Genomic DNA, 20,531 nt, shown 5'->3' with positions numbered 1-20,531 from the left:
GCGCTGTAATGGCAGCGTGACGACCGCGCAACGGGGCACGTGGAGCATGGCTCGATGTGCCCCGTTCGCGCGGCAGAATGCTCGGAACAAATCGGCTTTCAACGAAGCCGGTCACATCCGGGCACTATTTAAAGCAGGGGCGCTACGCGCGTAGATAGGCCCCTTCCACAAGGAGAGTGCGCCATCGACGCGACCAGCAGCCCTCCGCTCACCGCGCCGTCGACGATCGCGGTCGAGCTGGCGGGGATCACCAAACGATTCCCGGGTGTCGTCGCCAACCACGACATCCACCTGACGGTCAAGAAGGGCACGGTTCACGCCCTCGTCGGCGAGAACGGCGCCGGCAAGTCGACCCTGATGAAGATCCTCTACGGCATGCAGAAGCCGGACGAGGGCACCATCGCGGTCGACGGCGAACAGGTGACCTTCTCCAGCCCCGCCGACGCCATCGCCCGCGGCATCGGCATGGTCCACCAGCACTTCATGCTCGCCGACAACCTCACCGTCCTGGAGAACGTCGTCCTGGGCAGCGAGAAGCTGCACGGCATCGGCGGCGCCGCCCGCAAGAAGATCAAGGAGATCTCCGAGCGCTACGGCCTCGGCGTCCGCCCCGACGCCCTGGTCGAGGACCTCGGTGTAGCCGAGCGGCAGCGCGTGGAGATCCTCAAGGTCCTCTTCCGCGGCGCCCGGACCCTGATCCTCGACGAGCCCACCGCGGTCCTCGTGCCCCAGGAGGTCGACGCGCTCTTCGACAACCTGCGCGAGCTCAAGTCCGAGGGCCTGTCGGTCATCTTCATCTCCCACAAGCTCGGCGAGGTGCTGTCCGTCGCCGACGACATCACCGTCATCCGCCGCGGTACGACGGTCGGCACCGCCGTACCCGCCGAGACCACCCCGCGCCAGCTCGCCGAGATGATGGTCGGCAGCGAACTGCCCACCCCGGAGACCGCCGAGTCCACGGTCACCGACCGGCCCGTCGTCACCGTCGAGAGCCTCACCGTGTACGCGTCCGGCGGCGCCTCCCTGGGCGTCGAGGCCGAACCGTCCGGCGGGGTCGGGCTCGCGGCCGAGGGCGGCGACGTCAAGAAGGTCCTCGACGACGTCTCCTTCACCATCCACGCCGGCGAGATCATGGGCATCGCGGGCGTCGAGGGCAACGGCCAGACCGAGCTGATCGACGCGCTGATCGGCACCAAGAACGCCGACTCCGGCACCATCGCCTTCCTCGGCGAGGACGTCACCTCCTGGGCCACCCGCAAGCGCCGCGAGTCCGGCGTCGGCTACATCCCCGAGGACCGGCACCGCCAGGGCCTGCTCCTGGAGTCCCCTCTCTGGGAGAACCGCATCCTCGGCCATGTCACCGAGGCGCCCAACGCCAAGGGCTTCCGGCTCACCCCGAAGGCCGCCCAGGCCGACACCCGCCGCATCGTCGAGGAGTACGACGTCCGCACGCCGGGCATCGACGTCACCGCGGCCTCCCTCTCCGGCGGCAACCAGCAGAAGCTGATCGTCGGCCGCGAGATGAGCCACCACCCCAAGTTCCTGATCGCCGCCCACCCCACCCGGGGTGTGGACGTCGGCGCCCAGGCCCAGATCTGGGACCGCATCCGCGACGCCCGCCGCGAGGGCCTGGCCGTGCTGCTGATCTCCGCCGACCTGGACGAGCTGATCGGCCTGTCGGACACCCTGCGGGTCATCTACGACGGCAGGCTGGTCGCCGACGCCGACCCCGCCACGATCACCCCGGAGCAGCTCGGTTCCGCCATGACGGGTGCCGCCACCGGTCACCTGGAGAACGTCGAGGAAGAAAGCGCCCCGGAGGACGAGGCCCGATGAAGAAGTTCGACAAGGAGCGCGTGCTCCTCGCCGTGGCCGGACCGGCCCTGGCGCTCGTCGCGGCGATCCTGCTGACCTCGGTCGTGCTGATCGCCTCCGGCAAGAACCCGATCGAGCCCTACCGGCTCATGATCGAGCAGGCCGGCTACTCCGACGTACAGGTCCTGATCGTCAACCAGGCGTCGATGTACTACATCGCCGCCCTCGCGGTCGCCCTCGGCTTCCGTATGAACCTCTTCAACATCGGCGTCGACGGCCAGTACCGCCTCGGCGCCATGATGACCGCCGTCGTCGGCGCGCACGTCGCCCTGCCGGCCGCCCTCCAGGTGCCCCTGCTGCTCCTGGTCGGCGCGCTCACCGGCGCCATGTGGGCCGGCATCGCCGGTGTCCTGAAGGTGACCCGCGGCGTCAGCGAGGTCGTCGCGACGATCATGCTGAACTCCATCGCCACCAGCGTCATCGGCTACCTCACCCTCACCGACAACTGGGGCGTCCCGCTCGGCGACAACGTCACCACCGGGGTGATGAAGGAGTCCGGCTGGGTCCCCGGCATCGACCTCGGCGCGGACGTCGGCGAGATCTACGGCCTGGTCTTCCTCGCCATCGCCATCGGCATCGGCTACTGGTTCGTCCTCAACCGCACCCGCTTCGGCTTCGACCTGCGCGCCACCGGCGCCTCCGAGACCGCCGCCGCGGCCTCCGGCGTCAACGCCAAGCGCATGGTCCTCACCGCGATGCTGATCTCCGGAGCCGTCGCCGGCATCTCCGGCCTGCCGCTGCTGCTCGGCGACGTCCACACGTACAGCCTCAGCTTCCCCGCCGGTCTCGGCTTCACCGCCATCGGCATCGCCCTGCTGGGCCGCAACAACCCCGGCGGCATCGCCCTCGCCGCCCTCCTGTGGGCCTTCCTCGACAAGGCGTCCCCCGCCCTCGACTACGCGACTCCCGAGCCGTACGAGAAGGAGATCGCCACGATCATGCAGGGCCTGATCGTGTTCGCGGTCGTCATCTCCTACGAGGTCGTCCGCTCGTGGGGTCTGCGCCGGCAGCAGAAGCGCGTCGGTGAGGAACTCGCCGCAGCCGCCGCCAACACCAAGAAGGAGGTGGCGGTCTGATGAGCACCGCGACCATCGCCAAGCCCGCGGCGAAGCAGCCCGGCAGGGGCGGGCGCCGCATGTCGCTGCCCGTCCTCCTCCTGGTCGTCTCGGGCGTCCTGATCCTGGTCTCGATCGTCCGCCTGATCACCGGCGCGGACGGCATCACGTCCACCGGCCAGACGTCCACCGCGCTGCGTGCCGCCGTCCCGATCGGCCTCGCCGGCCTCGGCGGTCTGTGGGCGGAGCGCGCGGGCGTCGTCAACATCGGCCTCGAAGGCATGATGATCCTCGGCACCTGGTTCGGCGCCTGGGCCGGCTACCAGTGGGGCCCGTGGACCGGCGTCCTCGTCGGCATCATCGGCGGTGCGCTCGGCGCCGTCCTGCACGCCGTCGCGACCGTCACCTTCAACGTCAACCACATCGTCTCCGGTGTGGCCCTGAACATCCTGGCGCTCGGCACCACCCGCTACCTGTCGAAGTTCACCTTCGAGAACGCCGAGGGCGGCTCCTCCAAGCAGTCCCCGCCGATCGAGTCCCTCGGCACCTTCGACGTGCCCGGGCTCTCCGGCTGGCTGGAGACCCTCAACGACAAGCACTGGTTCCTGGTCTCCGACATCGCCGGCCTCGTCGGCGGTCTGATCACCAACCTCTCGCCGCTCACCGTCATCGCGGTGGCCCTCGTCCCCGCCACCTGGTACGTCCTGTGGCGCACCTCGTTCGGTCTGCGGCTGCGCTCCTGCGGCGAGAACCCGGTCGCGGCGGAGTCCCTCGGCGTCAACGTCTACAAGTACAAGTACATCGCCGTGATCATCTCCGGCGGCTTCGCCGGCCTCGGTGGCGCCTTCCTGTCGATCGTCTCGTCCAACGTGTACCTCGACGGCCAGACCGCCGGCCGCGGCTACATCGGTCTCGCCGCGATGATCTTCGGCAACTGGATGCCGGGCGGACTCGCCCTCGGCGCGGGCCTGTTCGGCTACACCGACAGCCTCAAGCTGCGCGGCGGCACCACCAACGTCCACGCGCTGATCCTGCTCATCGCGATCCTGCTGGTGGCCGGCGTCGTCTACCTGGCGTGGAAGAAGCGGTACGTCCCGGCCGTCATCACCGCCGCGATCTCGGCCCTCATGTTCGTCTGGTACTCCACGACGAACGAGGTCCCCAACCAGGTCGTGACGGCCAGCCCGTACGTCATCACGCTGCTCGTGCTGTCGCTGTCCGCGCAACGCCTGCGGATGCCGAAGGCGGACGGCCTGCCGTACCGGAAGGGACAAGGCAAGTGACGTCGTCCGACGGCTTCGACTGGGACGCCCTCAGGGGACTCGCCCGCGAGGCGATGAGCCACGCGTACGCGCCCTACTCGGGCTACCCGGTCGGGGTCGCCGCCCTCGTCGACGACGGGCGCACCGTCACCGGCTGCAACGTCGAGAACGCCTCCTACGGGCTCGGCCTGTGCGCCGAGTGCGGGCTGGTCTCGGAGCTCCAGCGCACCGGGGGCGGCCGGCTCACCCACTTCACCTGCGTGGACGGGCAGGGCGAGGTGCTGGTGCCGTGCGGCCGGTGCAGGCAGTTGCTGTACGAGTTCGGCGGCCCCGGCCTCCTGCTGGAGACCCCGGCGGGCGTCCTGCCGCTGTCCGAGATGCTGCCCCAGGCCTTCGGCCCGGACCATCTCACCCAGAAGTAGCCGTCGTGCGGCCCCTCCGAGCCGGCCCCCGGGCCGGCGCTTCGGGGGGCCGCGCGCTTCTTTGAACGTTCGGAAGGAAAGCCCTCCATGGCCATGGACGCCATCTCCGTCATCCGCACCAAGCGGGACCGCGGCGAACTCGCCGACGCGCAGATCGACTGGGTCATCGACGCGTACACCCACGGAGAGGTCGCCGACGAGCAGATGTCCGCGCTCGCGATGGCGATCCTGCTCAACGGCATGAACCGCCGTGAGATCGCCCGCTGGACCGCCGCGATGATCGCCTCCGGCGAGCGCATGGAGTTCTCCTCCCTGTCCCGCCCGACGGCCGACAAGCACTCCACGGGCGGCGTCGGCGACAAGATCACCCTCCCGCTGGCGCCCCTGGTGGCGGCGTGCGGCGCGGCCGTCCCCCAGCTCTCCGGCCGCGGCCTCGGCCACACCGGCGGCACCCTCGACAAGCTGGAGTCGATCCCGGGCTGGCGCGCCCTGCTCTCCAACGAGGAGATGCTGAACGTCCTGGACACCACCGGCGCGGTGATCTGCGCGGCCGGCGACGGCCTCGCCCCCGCCGACAAGAAGCTCTACGCCCTGCGCGACGTGACCGGCACGGTCGAGGCGATCCCCCTGATCGCCTCCTCGATCATGTCCAAGAAGATCGCCGAGGGCACCGGTTCCCTCGTCCTGGACGTCAAGGTCGGCACCGGCGCCTTCATGAAGACCATCGAGGACGCCCGCGAGCTGGCCTCCACGATGGTCGGCCTCGGCACGGACCACGGGGTGAGGACGGTCGCCCTCCTCACCGACATGGCCACCCCCCTCGGCCTCACGGCGGGCAACGCCCTGGAGGTCCGCGAGTCGGTGGAGGTCCTCGCCGGCGGCGGCCCCTCGGACGTCGTGGAGCTGACCCTCGCCCTGGCCCGCGAGATGCTCGACGCGGCCGGCCTGCGCGACGCCGACCCCGCCAAGGCCCTCGCCGACGGCTCCGCCATGGACGTCTGGCGCCGCATGATCGCGGCCCAGGGCGGCGACCCGGACGCCGCCCTGCCGGTCGCCCGCGAGCAGCACGTCGTCAAGGCCCCGTCCTCGGGCGTCCTGACCCGCCTGGACGCGTACGGCGTCGGCGTCGGCGCCTGGCGGCTCGGCGCGGGCCGTGCCCGCAAGGAGGACCCGGTGCAGGCGGGCGCGGGCATCGAGCTGCACGCCAAGCCCGGTGACACGGTCACCGAGGGCCAGCCCCTGCTGACCCTTCACACGGACACCCCGGAGCGCTTCGAGTACGCCCTCCAGGCCGTCGAGGGCTCCTTCGACATCGCCGCCGAGGGCACCGGCTTCACCGCGTCGCCGGTGGTGCTGGAGCGCATCGCCTGACGTCCGCCTGACCCTGCGAGGGGCCTCGACCTCCGGGTCGGGGCCCCTCGCCGTTCCGCCGGGGCCGGGGCCGGGCGGGTTCCGCCGCGGCCGGGGTCAGCCGAGGAGGGTCGCGACGACCACCAGCACGGGCACCGCCAGCACCGTCGACATCAGGATCGAGTCCCGGGCCAGCCGCTCGCCCACGCCGTACTGGGAGGCGTACGTGTAGAGGTTCTGGGCGGCCGGGAGCGCCGAGGTCACCACCACGTCGAGGAGTTGGTGACCGCGCAGCCCGAACACGCCCGCCGCGAGAACCCAGGCGACCGCGGGCTGGCCGACGGACTTCAGGGCGACGGACAGCAGCACGGGGGAGCGGTCGGGGCCCCGGCCCGGCATCGTGCTGCCGCACAGCGAGATGCCGAAGGCGAGCAGGACCGCCGGGACGGACATGTTGCCGATGAGGGTGAGCGGGTCCATGACCGGGCCCGGCACCCGGACGCCGGTCGCGGCGGCCAGCACGCCCGCCAGGGAACCCACGGCGACCGGGTTGCGCAGCGGGGTGAGCAGCCGGCGCCACAGGGGCCCCTTGCCGCCCTCGCCGGACAGGTCCAGCACCGTCAGGGCGACCGGGGAGACCAGGACGAGCTGGAAGAGCAGCACCGGGGCCACGAGCGAGGCGTCGCCGAGCACGTACACCGCGATCGGGATGCCCAGGTTGCCGGAGTTCACGTAACTGGAGCACAGGGCGCCGATGGTGGTGCGGCCCAGACCCCAGCCGCGCAGCGCGCCCACGGTGACGAACACGCCCGCCGCCGCGGCCGTGCTCAGGGCGGTCACCAGGAGGCGGCTGGAGAAGACGACACCGAGGTCGGCCCGGGCGAGCGTCGTGAACAGCAGGGCCGGGGACGCCACATGGAAGGCGAGCTTGGTCAGGACCTCCCGGCCCTGGTCGCCCAAGTAGCCGCGCAGACCGATGACGTAGCCGACGCCGATCACGACCGCGATGACCGCGAAGCCGGTCAGCACTCCCTGCACGGGGCCTCCTCACGGACGAGGAGCGCGTGCGGTATCCAGGGCGGTGCTGATCGATGGGGCATACAGCCAACCCTCCGGGGAAGGCGGCTCGCAGGTCAATGTGATCCTCATCAGGCGAGACGCGGCAGCACGGGGCGGCTGCGCAGGGCGGCGGGGCGGGTCGGCCGGGCGGGGCGGTGGGGTGGGCCGTGGAGGGGTGGAGCCATGGCGGGGCGGAGCGGGGCCGCGATGAGTTTCCCGCGCCCGCCCGGTCTACCGCTCGTGGACGCCGCCATGACACCCGCCGTGCTCGTGCTCGCCCGCCCCGTCACCCGGGACGAGGTGACGGGGCTGTGCGACGACGTGCGCGCGCTGGTCGAGGCGCGCGGCGGGGGCGCGGTGGTGTGCGATGTCGCCGGGCTCGGGCCACCGGGGCTGGGCGCCGTCGATCTGCTGGCCCGGCTCCAGCTCGCCGCACGGCGGGCCGGGGGCCGGATCCGGCTCAGGGACCCCGATCCGGCCCTGCACGCGCTACTGGACCTCGTCGGCCTCCGCTTCGAGACGGAGGGGCAGGTCGAAGAGCGGGAACCAGCGCTGGGTGTCGAGGAAGCAGTGGAATCCCGTGATCCGCCCGTCTGAGATCTCCAGGATCTGCACCGCCCAGGCCGAGTAGCCGCCCTTCTCCTCGTCCGGCTTGTAGTGCGCGAAGCCGGGCAGACCGTTGGCCTGCACGGGCTTGAGGCGGGAGTTGGCGCAGCCCGCGCCCAGCGTCGTCATGAAGCCCGTGATGTCCGCGGTGCCCGTCAGCCACAGGTCGAACGGCGGCATCGTCATGATGGCGTCCTCATGGAGGAGGGCCGTGAGCGCCGTCATGTCGTAGCCCTCGAAGGCCGCCACGTACCGCTCCAGGAGCTTCTGCTGCTCCTCGTCGAGCGGGTCGGAGACCGCGCCCTCCGCTCCCTGCTTCCCGTCCCGCTCCGCGAGCGTCGCCCGCGCCCGCTGGAGGGCGCTGTTGACGGAGGCGACGGAGGTGTCGAGGAGTTCGGCGACCTCGCTCGCCTTCCAGGCCAGCACCTCGCGCAGGATCAGCACCGCCCGCTGCTTGGCGGGCAGTTGCTGGAGCGCGGCTATGAACGCGAGCCGCACGGACTCCTTGGCGACGGCCGCCTCGGCCGGGTCCTCGACGGTCGGCAGCACACGGGCGTCCGGCATCGGCTCCAGCCAGGTGTGGTCGGGGCGGGGGGAGAGGGCCGCCCGGGCGAGGGGGGTCGACTCGGTCAGGTCCATCGGGCGGGCGCGCTTGTTGCCGGCCGTCAGCATGTCCAGGCACACGTTCGTCGCGATGCGGTACAGCCAGGACCTGAGGCTGGACCGGCCCTCGAACTTGTCGTAGCTGCGCCAGGCCCGGACCATCGTGTCCTGCACCGCGTCCTCGGCCTCGAAGGACGAGCCGAGCATGCGGTAGCAGTACCCCGTCAGCTCCACCCGGTGTTTTTCGAGCCTCATGTCGAGGTCCGCCGTAGCCGTGCTGTCCGTCATCGTCCACCCACCCCTGTGGCCGTTCCCGTGTCGCGCCTTCGCGCCCCGTACTTGGAAGCTACCCCAGGGGTCTGACATCGGCGTGCGGAGTCGTCGAACACCCAGGTCGAAGGGGGTGCGAGACAGCCCGGGGAATAAAGCGGAGCCCCCCTCCTGTTAACCCGGGCCGGACAGTGAACGGCTCGATCGCAGGAGGCACACGTGGCGGCACCGGCAGACGACGGAATCCAGGGCACGGCACCGGGCACGGCCCCGGTCCCCCTCTCCGTACTGGACCTGGCCACGGTCGGCGCCGGACACACCGCCACCGACTCCCTGCGCACCAGCGTCGAGCTCGCGAAGCTCACCGAAGCCCGGGGCTTCCACCGCTACTGGGTCGCCGAGCACCACTCGATGCCCGGCGTGGCCTCCTCCTCCCCGGCCGTGATCCTCGCCCACCTCGCCGCCCACACGAGCCGCATCCGCCTCGGCTCGGGCGGCGTCATGCTCCCCAACCACGCCCCCCTGGTGATCGCCGAGCAGTTCGGCACCCTGGAGGCGCTGGCCCCGGGCCGCATCGACCTGGGCCTGGGCCGCGCCCCCGGCACGGACGGCGCCACGGCCGCGGCCCTGCGCCGCTCCGAGCACCTGAACGAGGGCGCGGACGACTTCCCCGAGCAGCTCGCCGAGCTGACCCGCTTCCTGGACGACGACTTCCCCGACGGCCACCCCTACCGCCGTATCCACGCGGTGCCGGGACCGGTCCAGTCGACGTCCCCCGGCGGCGTCCAGTCCCCGCACCGCCCGCCGGTCTGGCTCCTCGGCTCCTCCGGCTTCAGCGCGCGGCTGGCGGGCATGCTCGGCCTGCCGTTCGCCTTCGCGCACCACTTCTCGGCGCAGAACACGATCCCGGCCCTCGACCTCTACCGGGAGTCGTTCCGCCCCAGCGAGCTGCTCGCCGAGCCGTACGCGCTGATCGGCGTCTCCGCCCTCGCCACGGACGACGAGAAGGAGGCCCGCCGCCAGGTCCTGGCCGCCGGTCTCAACATGGTCCGGCTGCGCATGGGCCGCCCGGGCCTGTTCCCCACCCCCGAGGAGGCGGCGGCGCACGACTTCAGCCCCATGGAGCGCGACTTCGTGACCTCCTGGAACGCCAACGTCGTCCACGGCGGCGTCGACGAGGTCCGCGCGGGCCTCGACGCCCTCCACAAGCGCACCGGCGCCGACGAGCTGATGATCACGTCCCACGCCCACAGCGGCGCCCTGCGGCTGCGCTCCTACGAGCTCATCGCGGACGCCTACGGCCTGCCGACCGCCTGACGGCTCATCAGCTCGGAGATGCGATCCGGCGGCACCGGCCGTGAGTACAGCCACCCCTGGCCGGTGTCGCAGCCGATCCGGCGCAGCCGGGACGCCTGCGCCGAGGTCTCCACGCACTCCGCGGTGACCGTCAGCCCCAGCCGGTGGGCGAGCTGGATCATGGCCTCGACGACGACCTCGTCGGCCGGGTTGGGCGCGGCGCCGGTCCCCTCGTACTGGAAGCCCCGGACGAACGACCCGTCCAGCTTCAGCACGGCCACGGGCAGCCGGCTGAGGTAGGCGAGGTTGGAGTAGCCGGTGCCGAAGTCGTCGATGGCGATGCGGACGCCCATGTCGCTCAGCGCCTGGAGGGCCTGGAGCGGCCGGCCCGCCGAGCCCATGACCGCGGACTCCGTCAGTTCCAGTTGCAGCAGCCCGGGGGCCAGGCCCGTCTCCGCCAGCACGTCCGCCACGTCCGCGACCAGGTCGGAGTCCCACACCTGACGGACGGCCACGTTCACGCTGACGAAGATCGGCGGTTCGTCGGGACGGTCGAGCTGCCACCGGCGGGCCTGGCGGCAGGCGGTGGCGAGCACCCAGCGGCCCAGCGGGACGATCGAGCCGTCCTCCTCGGCCAGTCCGATGAACCGATTCGGCGTCAGCGTCCCGAACTGCGGGTGGTTCCAGCGCACCAGCGCCTCCACGCCCCGCAGCCGTCCGTCGCCCATGCCGACCAGCGGCTGGTACTCCAGCGTGAACTCACCGCGCTCGATGGCCGGGCGGAGCGTGGAGGCGAGGGCCTGACGGGTCATCCGGTGCGCGTTGCGCTCGGGGTCGAACAGGGTCCAGCGGTCCTTGCCGTCGGCCTTGGCCCAGTACAGGGTCGTGTCGGCGGCCTGGACGAGCGCGGTGGGCGTGGTCCCGGCCGCGTGCCGCTCCACGACACCGATCGAGGCCGACACCGAGAGCCGGTGACCCGCGATGTCGAAGGGTGCCTGGACCGCCTTCAGCACCGCCTCGGCGAGGTCGGCGAGCTGGTCGGTGCCGGTGGAGTCCTCCACGAGCAGCGCGAACTCGTCCCCGCCGAGCCGGGCCACCAGCGGGGAGCTGCCCCGGGTCAGCCCGGCCTCGTCGGCGCAGCGCGTGAGCCGTTCGGCGACGGCGGCCAGCAGCCGGTCGCCGACGCGGTGGCCGAGCGTGTCGTTGACGGCCTTGAACCCGTCGAGGTCCAGATAGCAGAGCCCGATCCGGCCGGTGCCGCCCTGTTCGTAGGCCGCCGTCTCCAGAGCGGTGGACAGCCGTTCGAAGAACAGGGTGCGGTTGGGCAGCCGGGTCACCGGGTCGTGCATCTGCAAGTGGCGCAGCCGGGCCTGGAGTTCGCGCTGCGAGCTGACGTCGGCGACCGACAGCAGCACACCGGGTTCGTCCGCCCCGAGCGGGGCCACGGTGATCTGCACCCACAGGGACTGGCCGTCGGAGTTCTTCAGCCGCCGGGTGCAGCGCAGCCGGGCCTGCCGGCCGCGCAGGACCTCCTGGTACGCGTGCCAGGTGCGGGCGTCGGAGGCCAGGTCCACGAGGTCGGTGGCGGGCCGTCCCGCCAGCTCCCCGGGCGCGGCGCCCAGCAGTTCGCCGCACAGGCCGTTGGCGTGGACGACGATCCCCTCGCGGTCCACGACGGCCATCGCGAGCGGGGAGGCCCCGAAGGCCGACCGGTAGACGGCGTCCGCCGGGCGTTCGTCCGTGGGATGTGTGTCCATGGAATGTGTGTCCGGGGGACGCGTGTCCGAGGGACGGGTGTCTGTCGGATGGATGCCATCACTGTCCGTGACGGCGGCCCGGTCGAGATCGGCCGCGGGCGCCGGCCCTTCGGAGGTTCCGCTCACCGTTCGCTCCCGCAGTGCACTCGATCTCTGTCCGTGCAGGAAAGTGTGCCGATCATAGAGGCTGGCCCCCACCCCTTCCAGCCACCGTCCAGTGTCCCGGACGGCGGGGCTGTTCTGACAGATCGTTTCTGCCCGCACCTGGACGGGTCGGCGGCCCCCTCGACCAGGTGTGACGTTCCGTGAGCGTTTTCGGGGTGTCGCCGCCGATGTTTCTGACGCTTCTTCGGCGCGCTCACTCGTCTGGTGCAGACAAACAGGGCGTAGTACGACAATCTCCAACAGGCTGGGTGCGGTGTCCCGTGAACCGCATCCGGAGGTCCCCGTGCCGCGCCCCTTCCCGCGCCCTCGACTGCGCAGCGCTGCGGCCGTGTTCACCACCTTGTCGGCCCTGGCCGCCACCTCACTGTTCACCGGCCCCTCGGTCGCCGAACCCTTCTCCGCCGAACCGTGCGCCCTGGCCCGCAGCGAGGCCCATCACTCCGAAGGTCTGTCCACCTGGAACAGCGCCTATCCCCGGCCGGTGCGCTCGCTCGACGCGGTGATGGTCTTCCTGTCGTTCCCGGACGCCGTCCCGCGCACCACCCCGGACGAGCTGGCCGCCGACCACTTCCCGGCCACCAGCCGGTTCTTCGAGCAGGCCTCCTACGGCAGGTTCACCCTGCGCGCGCACCCGCTGTGGCGCTGGATCGAGATGCCCGAGCCCTCCACGTCGTACGCCATACAGCGTGACTGGAACGCGTCCCATCGCGCCGCGTATCTGCGCGACGCGCTGGCCGCGGCCGACAGCCAAGTGGACTTCTCCCGCTACGACATCGTCTACTTCGTCGCCGACCCGGACGCGCCCGGCGTGGACTCCGACGCCACGAAGGTCGTCAACCTGGACACCCCGATGCGGGCGGACGGCACGGACATCCGCCGGGTCGTCACCGTGTTCGAGCAGCACCCGCCGGACCGGCTGGTCCTCGCCCACGAGACCGGCCATGTCTTCGACCTGCCCGACCTCTACCACCGGCCCGCCGACGGCAAGGGGGACTGGGACACCTACGTCGGCGACTGGGACCTGATGGGCAGCCAGTTCGGCCTCGCCCCGGACCTCTTCGGCTGGCACAAGTGGAAGCTGGGGTGGCTGGATCCGCGCCAGGTGGCGTGTGTGCAGGGCTCCACCCGTCTCACGCTGGAGCCCCTGGCCGCCGGGGCCCCCGGCCATGCCGCGTTCGGGCTGGGCCGCGGCACCAAGCTCGCCGTCGTGCGCACCGGACCCGACAGCGTCCTCGCCTTCGAGGCCCGCGGCCCGGTCGGCAACGACGTCGGCACCTGCAAGGAGGGCGTCCTCGTCTACCGGGTCCGCTCCGCCGCCCCCTCCGGCACGGGCCCCGTCCAGGTCATCGACGCCCACCCCCGCACCGACGCCTGCTGGGAGGGCTCCGTCTACCCTCCGCTGGCCGACGCCCCCGTCACTCTCGGCGAGAGCTTCACCGTCCCGGGCGAGAACGTACGCGTGGAGGTCGAGGGCCGAACGGCCTCGGGCGCCTGGACGGTCCGCATCGAACCGACGTCCGCCTGACGGCCCCATCAAGAGGAGGGCCTTCGCGCCCCACGGTCACGGCGACGGGCCCCAAGGGGGTGTGGGTGGCGAAGCCCCCACAACGCGCGGCGCCAGGGACTCGAACCCCGGACCCGCTGATGCTGTGTCTTCCCGGGGGCAACCCCCGGACCCCCGGCCGACTGCCGGGTTGTCGGGGCCGGTGTTCGGGAACGCCGAAGGCCCCCCGCTCTCGCGGAGGGCCTTCGACCGTCTGTGCGCCGCCAGGGACTCGAACCCCGGACCCGCTGATTAAGAGTCAGCTGCTCTAACCAACTGAGCTAGCGGCGCCTGCTGACGTCGTAGACCTTAGCATCCTGATCCGGAGAGGACGAAATCGATATCCGTACGGCGGCCCGCGCGGCCCTTACCGCAGCCCAGAGCACGATTTCGGGGCCCGGGAGCCAGGGGTGGCGGGTGTCCGGGGCGACCAGCCAGCGGCTGTCGAGCGGGGTCGGCGCGGCGGGCGTCGGGAGGGGGGCCGGGACGGTGACGGCGTCGCCGGTGCCGTGGCAGAGCAGGGACGGGATGCGGCCCGTGCGGCCGAACTCCTCCCACCGCAGCAGCGACGGCAGCCGCTGTGCCGTGCCCGGCGCGGCGAACAGCAGCGTCCGGCCCCGGAACACGGCGACCGGGCCGGAACCGGGCCCCTCGTCCCACAGCCGGTCCAGCATCCGGCGCCCGAAGACCGCCGGCACGCTCACGACGTCGAACGCGGTGCCGCACGGCAGCACGACCGGGGCGTCGGGACGGTCCTCCCAGAGCGCGAGCGTGCTTCGCGGATACGTTCCTGCGGAGGCGAGCCAGTCGGCGCCGTCGGCGGTGACCCCGCTGACGTCGAGTGCGCTGAGGGGCAGGTCGTCGCGTGTATCGCTCATGCATCCAGATGTACCGGCTGTGAGCGGTCCGTTTCTTTGGGTTGCCGGAAATCGGGACAGGGGTGCGGGGGAGGGGGTATCTTGCCCGCCCGCCTGGCATATGCCAGGAAGGGGGGATTTACGCCGGATCGGCGGGGCCGCGGCCCTCCGCCGTGCCGTTCATCAGATCCCGGCCGAACTCGACCATCTTCTTGGCATAGTCCTCGGTCCACTCGGCCCGCTCCGCGATGTCCGCCGCCGTCAGCCGGTCGAACCGGCGGGGGTCGGCGAGCTGCGCGGCGGCCATCGCCTGGAACTCCACCGCCCGGTCGGCCGCCGCACGGAACGCGTGCGTCAGCTCCGTCGCCCGGGCCAGCAGCGCGCGGGGATCGTCGATCGACTCCAGGTCGAAGAAGTGCTCCGGGTCGGAGGCCACCTCCGCGGGCTCGAAGAGCAGGGGCGCGGGGCGTAGCCGCGGTTCGTTCCGACGCGGCGTGGGCTCCGCCATGTCTTCTCCTCCTCGTATGTCGGCGATGACCCGCCTGGTCGGTGAGTGGGCCGTCGTCCATTGTCTCGCGCCCGTGCAAGGGGGCCGTAAAGGACGGCTCAAGCCCGCCGGACGACTCCGGGTCCGGTCAGACGCACGGGATTCACGGCCGCCAGGCGACTCGGTGTTCGGCCAGGTGTGCCAGTACCGCGTGGTTCGCCTCCCAGCCGTCCGGGAACTTCACGACCGTTCCCAGCTGCACCGGTTCCGTCGACGGGTAGTCGTCCAGCAGGGCGTCGACGCCGGCGCGGCAGACCACGATGCAGGCGTGGCGGTGGCGGGAGGCCAGGACGCAGAGGCGGCCGGTCTCCAGGTGGAAGGCGGTCGCGTCGGGGCGGCCGGAGAGAGGGTGCAGGACGACCGTCACGTCGTACTCACGCCCCTGGAGACGGTTGGCCGTGTCGACCGTGACGTCGCTGACGCCGAGGTCGGCGAGCGCCGCGCGGACGGCCGCCGCCTGGTCGCGGTGGGCCGTGCCCACGGCGACGCGGTCGGCGGTGAGCGGGGCGGGGTCGGGGCCGCGTTCCGAGGTGGCCGCGCCGCCGCGGTCCAGGAGGCGGCGGACGACCGCCGCCACCGCGCGGACCGCCTCCGGGTCCGTGCGCGGGGTGTGGCGGGCGGGGAGCTCCAGCAGGCCCCAGCCGGACTCCGCGGCCTCGTCGATGACCCGGTCGGGACCCGAACCGTCGGAGGGGACCGAGAAGGAGAGCCGCCGGTCGCCGTGGTCCGTGCCGCTGCGGAACGGCGTGTACGGGTAGAACGCCGCCGACACCAGGGGGGCCGCCGAGGCGGGCAGCCGCCAGGAGACCGGGAGGCGGTGCTGGGGGAGCTCCGGGTTGTGGGCGAGGAGCGTGGTGACCGCCGACGCCGACGGGTCGTACGACAGGCCCGCCCACTGCTCGCTGCCCACGATCGCGAACGGGTCCAACTGGCCCGGGTCGCCCACGAACAGCGCCCGCTCGAAGAGACCCGCGACGGCCAGCAGCGAGTCCGAGCGCATCTGGTACGCCTCGTCGACGATCGCGTGCCGCCACGGCTCGTCGACCTTGACGTGGGCCCACTTGGCGGCCGTGGACAGGGTGATGGGCAGCCCGGCGAGATCCGCCGGCTTCGCCGATGTCCGTACGTTCGTCAGGTCGTCCAGCGTCTTGTCGTACGCGTCCGTGTCGCTGCTGTGCAGACGGCCCACCGGCAGGTCCGGGTTCTTCTCCGCGAGACGCAGCACCAGGTCGTCGACCTGGGCGTTCGTCTGAGCGACGACCATCAGGGGGCGTCCGGCGTCGGCCAGTTCGAGGGCGGCGCGGACGACCAGCGTGGACTTGCCGGCGCCGGGCGGTGAGTCCACGACGACACCGCGCTCGGTGCCGTGCAGCGTGTCCTCGAGGATCGCGGCGGTGGCCCGCGCCGCGGCCGTACCCGGATCGAAGACGGCGGGCGTCGTCGGCGTCGTCACAGGACGTCCTCCTCGGTCGTGTCGTCCGCGGCCTCCTGGACCGCCTCGCCCGGCGGGCCGCCGTGCGTCCAGGGGGTGTTCTCCGGGTCGGGGAGCTTCGCGCCGCCCCGCTGCTCGTGCTCGAAGAGGGTGAAGACGAGCCGGTCGCCCTTCTCGGGGACGGAACCGGCCTCGGGCTCCTTGCCGCGGCCCATCTTGTCGAGGACCCGCAGCACCAGGGACCCGTCCGGATCGCGGCCGACGAACTCGGCGGTCTGCGGCTTGCCGTTCAGGGAGCGGTACACCTTGACGCGCTCGCCCAGGTGGGGCGCGTCGTCCGTGCGGACGGTGAGCAGCGGGCGAGGGCTGGGCCGCTTGCCCTCGCTGTACGCCTGCGCCACGTCCGTGACCTCGCCCGCGAACGCCTCACCGGACAGCCGCCGCCCCGCCATCACCAGCGGGTCGTCCAGGGCCTCCTGGGCCTCCAGGCGGGCCTGCTCGCGCTCGCGCGTGGCGAGCTTGTTCGCGGCGGTCACCGCGTCGTCGCGGCGCGGCTGCGGGGGCTCCCCGGCCGTGACCCGGTCCCGGTGGGCGGTGAACGACCAGCGGTCGCGGGTCCAGCGCTCCTCCACGCGCGCGCCCGGGGGCAGCTCCCCGAGCAGGTCCAGGCCGCGCCACACCGCGTCCCAGGTGGGACGGGTCCGGCTCTCGACCAGGTCCCGGATCTGCCGCTCGGCGGCGCTGAGCTCACCGAGCCGGTCGTCGGCCTCCATCCCGTCCTCGGCGGCGTCCAGCGCCTTGCGCGCGCGGTTGTAGCGCTCGATGGCGGGGGCGAGCAGCTTGTTGTCGAACGCCGGGTCGGTGGCCGGACCGGCGGGCGGGTGCAGGAGCTGGCCCTTGGCGTCGCGGGCGAGTTCCGCGCGCAGGGCGGCCTCCGCGCCGGTCAGGTCGGCGGGCGGGTCGATCCAGGCCAGCAGCGCGCCCAGATGCTGGTCCTCCAGGCTGGACTGGCCGGTCGCCCAGTGCCGGGCGAGGACCTCCGTCGCGGCGAGCAGCAGGCTGGAGCCGGGGACGCGGGCCCGCTCGCCGTAGTGGGTCAGCCAGCGGCCCAGCAGCGGCACGCGCGGCGGCGCCGGGTGCGGGGCCTCCGGGTCCTGCTCGGCGGTGCGCCGGAACCGCATGGACCGCCCGAGCAGCCGGACGAACTCGACGCCCGCGCGGCTCGGCACGATCAGCTGCGGGGCGTCCGCGCACAGCTCGACCTCGACCTTGACCCGCTTCCCGGTCTCCGGGTCGGTCTCGTTGCGCTCGGCGGCCTCCACGGTGCCCGCGTGGTCGTCGATGTACGGCAGCACGACGTCCGCCAGCTCGGCGAGGAACCCGAACCTGAGGTCGCGGTCCCGGGGCTGGGGCACGACGAGCAGCCGCGGGGCGTCCCGGTCGGTCCCGACGAGCGCGCCGAGCGGGGCGCCCGCCTCACCGGCCGTGGTGAGCGGCACGAGGACGAGGGGCCGCGCGGACAGATGCCGGTGCCGGACCGTGGCCGCGGCCTGCGCGCGGCCCGTGCTGACGGCCTCCAGGCGGGCGAGGGTGGAGATCAGCGACATACGGCGGCCCCCTGCGCCTCGGCCCGCAGCGCGGCGGCCCTGCGCAGCGCCGCCACCGCCGGGTCGTCCGGGTCGCCGGAATCCCCGCGGGCCGCCGCGAGGACGTCGTCCACGGTCGACAGGCCGCCCAGTTCGGCCCGGACCGAGCGGCCCAGGGACGTCACCGCGCCCGCGTCACGGGAGCGGGCCCGGCAGTGGAAGGCCAGCTCGCAGGCGGCCAGGCACTCGGGCGCGTACGTCGCCGGGACCGACTCGACGGCCGCCGTCAGCTCCTCGGCGGGGCGGGCCGGGTCGAAGCAGGTGCCCTCGGGGAGGGTGTCGGCGATGTCCTGGACGCGGGTGAGCCGGGCGAGCTGGCGGCCGGTGACCGCGCGCTGCTTGCGGACGTCCACCGCGCAGGCGGTGGGCAGGTTCGAGAAGTCCTTCGGGCACACCAGCAGTACGGTGTGGCGCACCTCGGGGGCCGGGTCCATGCGGGCGGCGACCTCCTCGAGGGCCAGCACGTACACCGCCGCCTGACGGGCCGCCGCGCCCACCTTCGCCGGGTCCGCCGCGCCGTCCAGCATCGGGAAGGACTTGATCTCCACGACGGTCCAGCCGCCGTCGGGGTGCACCACCACGGCGTCCGGCTCCAGGAAGGCGGGGGAGCCCGCCACGTCGAGCGCGAGCATCGGGTGGTCGAGCAGCGTCCACGCGCCGCGTGCCTCGGTGGCCTCGCGCAGCGCCAGTGCCGTCCGGGCGGTGCGGCCCTCGGGGCCGATCGCGGTCAGCTCCGGCACGCGCGCGCCGACGGGCGGTTCGGCGCCGTGGTCCAGCTTCTCGTGGACCAGGCGCAGCAGTTCCGCGCCGCCGTCCGCCTTGACCTTCGCCTCGAACGCGTTGCCCCGGGTCAGGGCGAACTGGGACTGGCCGAACGCGGACGGGGAGCCCAGCGCGCTCGCCAGTGCCGTCTTGTTCACCCCGGCGCCGTCCAGGATCGCGCGCCGGCGGCAGCCGGGGTTGGCGGCGAGGGCGGCCAGGGCGCGCGCGTCGAGCGCCTTGGCCGGTACGTCGGGGCCGCGCAGCTCAGCGAGCTGTCGCCGCAGCGCCGTCCCCCGCGTCCGTGGGAGAGGCACTCGGCTCGGTTCCGGATCCGAACCGTGACTCGCGCTGCCGTGGAATTCGCTCACCCGCGGAAGTCTGGCATCCGGCACTGACAATTGAGGCCTGAGCGCCCGCGGTGCCCGTGGCGGCGGGTGCGACGACAGTGGCCACGCGCTGCGTGATCCGGGCCGCGGCCCGCGTCACGTACGGCGCCAGGAGCAGACCGGCGCCCATCACGGCGGCGCCCGCGACGGCGTCCAGGAAGTAGTGGTTGGCGGTGCCCATGACCACGATCGTGGTGATCAGCGGGTAGGCGACGCCGGCGGCCTTCATCGTGCGCGTGCCGCCGTGGCGCCACAGCATGACGCCGCACCACAGGGCCCAGCCCACGTGCAGGCTCGGCATGGCCGCGTACTGGTTCGTCATACCGCCCATGCCGCGCGGGGCGCTGGCCTCGCCGCCCCACCAGCCGTACGAGCTGTACTGGGCCATCGTGTCGACGAAGCCGTGGCTCGCGTCCAGGAGGCGCGGCGGGCAGGTCGGCAGCAGGGTGAAGCCGATCAGGCCGATGAACGTGGACGTCATCAGCCAGGTGCGGGCGGCCCGGTAGCGCACCGCCCGGGAGCGGAACAGCCAGACCAGGATCGCCGGGGTGACGAGATAGTGCAGTGAGGCGTACCAGAAGTCGGCCGGGACGCCGATCCAGGCCTCCTGGGTGAACAGCCGGTTCAGCGGATGCTCGGCGTTGAGGTGGAGGAACTTCTCCACCTTCAGGATGGCCAGGCCGTGGTCGACGGCGCTCGTGACATCGCCCCGGGCGAGCAGCCGGCCCGCCGAGTAGCAGGCGTACACCAGGAGGATCAGCGGCAGCTCGGTCCACCAGCGCAGCCGGGTCCGCGGGCTCGCCTCCGTGCCCGTTGTCTCGGCGTGCGGCATCCGATCGCCTCCCCCTTCTAGTCGCGGCGTCCGGTTGCCCGGTCTTACCACTTTACGGTGTATGTGCGTGTGGCCTGTCGGCGGCCCCCGGCCCCTTAGGACGCTCAGATCTCCCGACGGGTTGCCCCCGGACAGGGTGCGGGATGATGGAGGTCCCCCGCCTGGCTTTTTCCTCGAAAGGTCCTTCACCTCATGGCACCGCGCATCCTGCTGGCCCGGCACGGACAGACCGAGTGGTCGCTGTCCGGCAAGCACACCGGGAGGACCGATGTGCCCTTGCTGGAGGAGGGCCGGCGCGGCGCCAAGCTGCTCGGCGAGCGGCTGCACCGCGCGCCCCTGGACGGCCTCGACGGCGTCGAGGTCCGCACCAGCCCGCTCTCCCGCGCGCGGGAGACGTGCGACCTCGCCGGGTTCGGCGAGCGCGCGAGCGACTGGGACACCCTCATGGAGTGGGACTACGGCGCCTACGAGGGGATGACCCCGGCCGAGATCCAGGCGGTGAACCCCGGCTGGTTCATCTGGCGCGACGGCGTCCCCGAAGGGGAGAGCCTCGCCGAGGTCACCGCCCGCGCGGACGAGGTCGTCGCCTGGGCCCGCGCCGAGGACCGGGACGTGCTGGTCTTCGCGCACGGGCACATCCTGCGCTCCATAGGCGCCCGCTGGCTGGGCCTGCCCCTGGACTTCGCCGCCCGCGTCAGGCTGAACCCGACGTCCCTGTCGGTGCTCGGCTGGGCGTACGGGGAGCCCGCGATCGAGAGCTGGAACGACCTGGGGCACCTCGCCGGTTAGCCGCCCGGTTCCCGCCC

General features: G+C 72.6%; 18 protein-coding genes and 1 tRNA gene. 9 read left to right on the top strand and 10 right to left on the bottom strand.

The annotated features are described in order from the left end of the window. Positions 1-183: 183 nt before the first annotated feature. The 5 genes from ACIPSE_RS02935 to ACIPSE_RS02915 all read left to right on the top strand — a co-directional run bounded on the left by ACIPSE_RS02935 (position 184) and on the right by ACIPSE_RS02915 (position 5,985). Entirely contained in the window at positions 184-1,836 is a 1,653-nt protein-coding gene (locus tag ACIPSE_RS02935) for an ABC transporter ATP-binding protein (RefSeq protein WP_401657642.1), read from the top strand. Beyond that, a complete protein-coding gene (locus ACIPSE_RS02930; RefSeq protein WP_401656723.1) occupies positions 1,833-2,951 on the top strand; it encodes an ABC transporter permease in 1,119 nt (372 codons plus the stop codon). The genes ACIPSE_RS02935 and ACIPSE_RS02930 overlap by 4 nt, the downstream gene beginning before the upstream one ends. Beyond that, the gene (locus ACIPSE_RS02925) at positions 2,951-4,213 is read left to right on the top strand and encodes an ABC transporter permease (RefSeq protein WP_401656721.1); all 1,263 of its coding nucleotides are present in this window, start codon (positions 2,951-2,953) and stop codon (positions 4,211-4,213) included. Before ACIPSE_RS02930 ends, ACIPSE_RS02925 begins: the two co-directional genes overlap by 1 nt. After that, the gene (locus ACIPSE_RS02920; RefSeq protein WP_401656719.1) at positions 4,210-4,614 is read left to right on the top strand and encodes a cytidine deaminase; all 405 of its coding nucleotides are present in this window, start codon (positions 4,210-4,212) and stop codon (positions 4,612-4,614) included. The genes ACIPSE_RS02925 and ACIPSE_RS02920 overlap by 4 nt, the downstream gene beginning before the upstream one ends. 93 nt (positions 4,615-4,707) lie before the next feature. Next, complete coding sequence (locus ACIPSE_RS02915; protein WP_401657640.1) at positions 4,708-5,985, top strand: thymidine phosphorylase; 1,278 nt, start codon at positions 4,708-4,710, stop codon at positions 5,983-5,985. A gap of 96 nt (positions 5,986-6,081) precedes the next feature. Here ACIPSE_RS02915 and ACIPSE_RS02910 read toward each other — a convergent pair whose 3' ends face one another. Further along, a complete protein-coding gene (locus ACIPSE_RS02910; RefSeq protein WP_401656717.1) occupies positions 6,082-7,002 on the bottom strand; it encodes an AEC family transporter in 921 nt (306 codons plus the stop codon). A 228-nt stretch (positions 7,003-7,230) separates the two neighbouring features. Here ACIPSE_RS02910 and ACIPSE_RS02905 point away from each other — a divergent pair, with 228 nt between their 5' ends. Next, positions 7,231-7,620, top strand: coding sequence for an STAS domain-containing protein (locus tag ACIPSE_RS02905; RefSeq protein WP_401656715.1), 390 nt, complete (start codon positions 7,231-7,233; stop codon positions 7,618-7,620). Here ACIPSE_RS02905 and ACIPSE_RS02900 read toward each other — a convergent pair. Next, on the bottom strand, positions 7,513-8,520 hold the full coding sequence (locus ACIPSE_RS02900) for a sigma-70 family RNA polymerase sigma factor (RefSeq protein ID WP_401656713.1): 1,008 nt from the start codon (positions 8,518-8,520) through the stop codon (positions 7,513-7,515). The genes ACIPSE_RS02905 and ACIPSE_RS02900 overlap by 108 nt on opposite strands. A 201-nt stretch (positions 8,521-8,721) precedes the next feature. Between ACIPSE_RS02900 and ACIPSE_RS02895 the strand changes: the two genes are divergently transcribed. Beyond that, the gene (locus ACIPSE_RS02895; protein ID WP_401656711.1) at positions 8,722-9,819 is read left to right on the top strand and encodes an LLM class flavin-dependent oxidoreductase; all 1,098 of its coding nucleotides are present in this window, start codon (positions 8,722-8,724) and stop codon (positions 9,817-9,819) included. Here the strand turns inward: ACIPSE_RS02895 and ACIPSE_RS02890 are convergent. Then, a complete protein-coding gene (locus ACIPSE_RS02890; protein WP_401656709.1) occupies positions 9,798-11,681 on the bottom strand; it encodes a putative bifunctional diguanylate cyclase/phosphodiesterase in 1,884 nt (627 codons plus the stop codon). The genes ACIPSE_RS02895 and ACIPSE_RS02890 overlap by 22 nt on opposite strands. 292 nt (positions 11,682-11,973) lie before the next feature. Between ACIPSE_RS02890 and ACIPSE_RS02885 the strand changes: the two genes are divergently transcribed. Next, entirely contained in the window at positions 11,974-13,245 is a 1,272-nt protein-coding gene (locus ACIPSE_RS02885; protein ID WP_401656707.1) for a M6 family metalloprotease domain-containing protein, read from the top strand. A gap of 235 nt (positions 13,246-13,480) precedes the next feature. Here the strand turns inward: ACIPSE_RS02885 and ACIPSE_RS02880 are convergent. The 7 genes from ACIPSE_RS02880 to ACIPSE_RS02850 form a co-directional block, all read right to left on the bottom strand. Beyond that, positions 13,481-13,554: transfer RNA gene (locus ACIPSE_RS02880), tRNA-Lys, on the bottom strand. Beyond that, complete coding sequence (locus ACIPSE_RS02875) at positions 13,545-14,141, bottom strand: bifunctional DNA primase/polymerase (RefSeq protein ID WP_401656705.1); 597 nt, start codon at positions 14,139-14,141, stop codon at positions 13,545-13,547. The genes ACIPSE_RS02880 and ACIPSE_RS02875 overlap by 10 nt, the downstream gene beginning before the upstream one ends. 118 nt (positions 14,142-14,259) lie before the next feature. Continuing rightward, entirely contained in the window at positions 14,260-14,628 is a 369-nt protein-coding gene (locus ACIPSE_RS02870; protein WP_401656703.1) for a hypothetical protein, read from the bottom strand. A 142-nt stretch (positions 14,629-14,770) separates the two neighbouring features. Then, on the bottom strand, positions 14,771-16,120 hold the full coding sequence (locus ACIPSE_RS02865; RefSeq protein ID WP_401656701.1) for an AAA domain-containing protein: 1,350 nt from the start codon (positions 16,118-16,120) through the stop codon (positions 14,771-14,773). Further along, complete coding sequence (locus ACIPSE_RS02860) at positions 16,117-17,706, bottom strand: hypothetical protein (protein ID WP_401656699.1); 1,590 nt, start codon at positions 17,704-17,706, stop codon at positions 16,117-16,119. The genes ACIPSE_RS02865 and ACIPSE_RS02860 overlap by 4 nt, the downstream gene beginning before the upstream one ends. Beyond that, a complete protein-coding gene (locus tag ACIPSE_RS02855) occupies positions 17,697-18,821 on the bottom strand; it encodes a hypothetical protein (protein WP_401656697.1) in 1,125 nt (374 codons plus the stop codon). The genes ACIPSE_RS02860 and ACIPSE_RS02855 overlap by 10 nt, the downstream gene beginning before the upstream one ends. After that, positions 18,772-19,725 (bottom strand): phosphatase PAP2 family protein, encoded by a 954-nt coding sequence (locus ACIPSE_RS02850; RefSeq protein WP_401656694.1) that lies wholly within the window; start codon positions 19,723-19,725, stop codon positions 18,772-18,774. The genes ACIPSE_RS02855 and ACIPSE_RS02850 overlap by 50 nt, the downstream gene beginning before the upstream one ends. Positions 19,726-19,917: 192 nt before the next feature. Here ACIPSE_RS02850 and ACIPSE_RS02845 point away from each other — a divergent pair, with 192 nt between their 5' ends. Next, on the top strand, positions 19,918-20,514 hold the full coding sequence (locus tag ACIPSE_RS02845) for a histidine phosphatase family protein (protein ID WP_401656692.1): 597 nt from the start codon (positions 19,918-19,920) through the stop codon (positions 20,512-20,514). The last annotated feature ends 17 nt before the right edge of the window (positions 20,515-20,531 follow it).

It is taken from the genome of Streptomyces sp. NPDC090106 (assembly GCF_044747265.1).
GTDB lineage: Bacteria > Actinomycetota > Actinomycetes > Streptomycetales > Streptomycetaceae > Streptomyces.
This window is presented reverse-complemented; position numbering and strand designations above follow the sequence as displayed.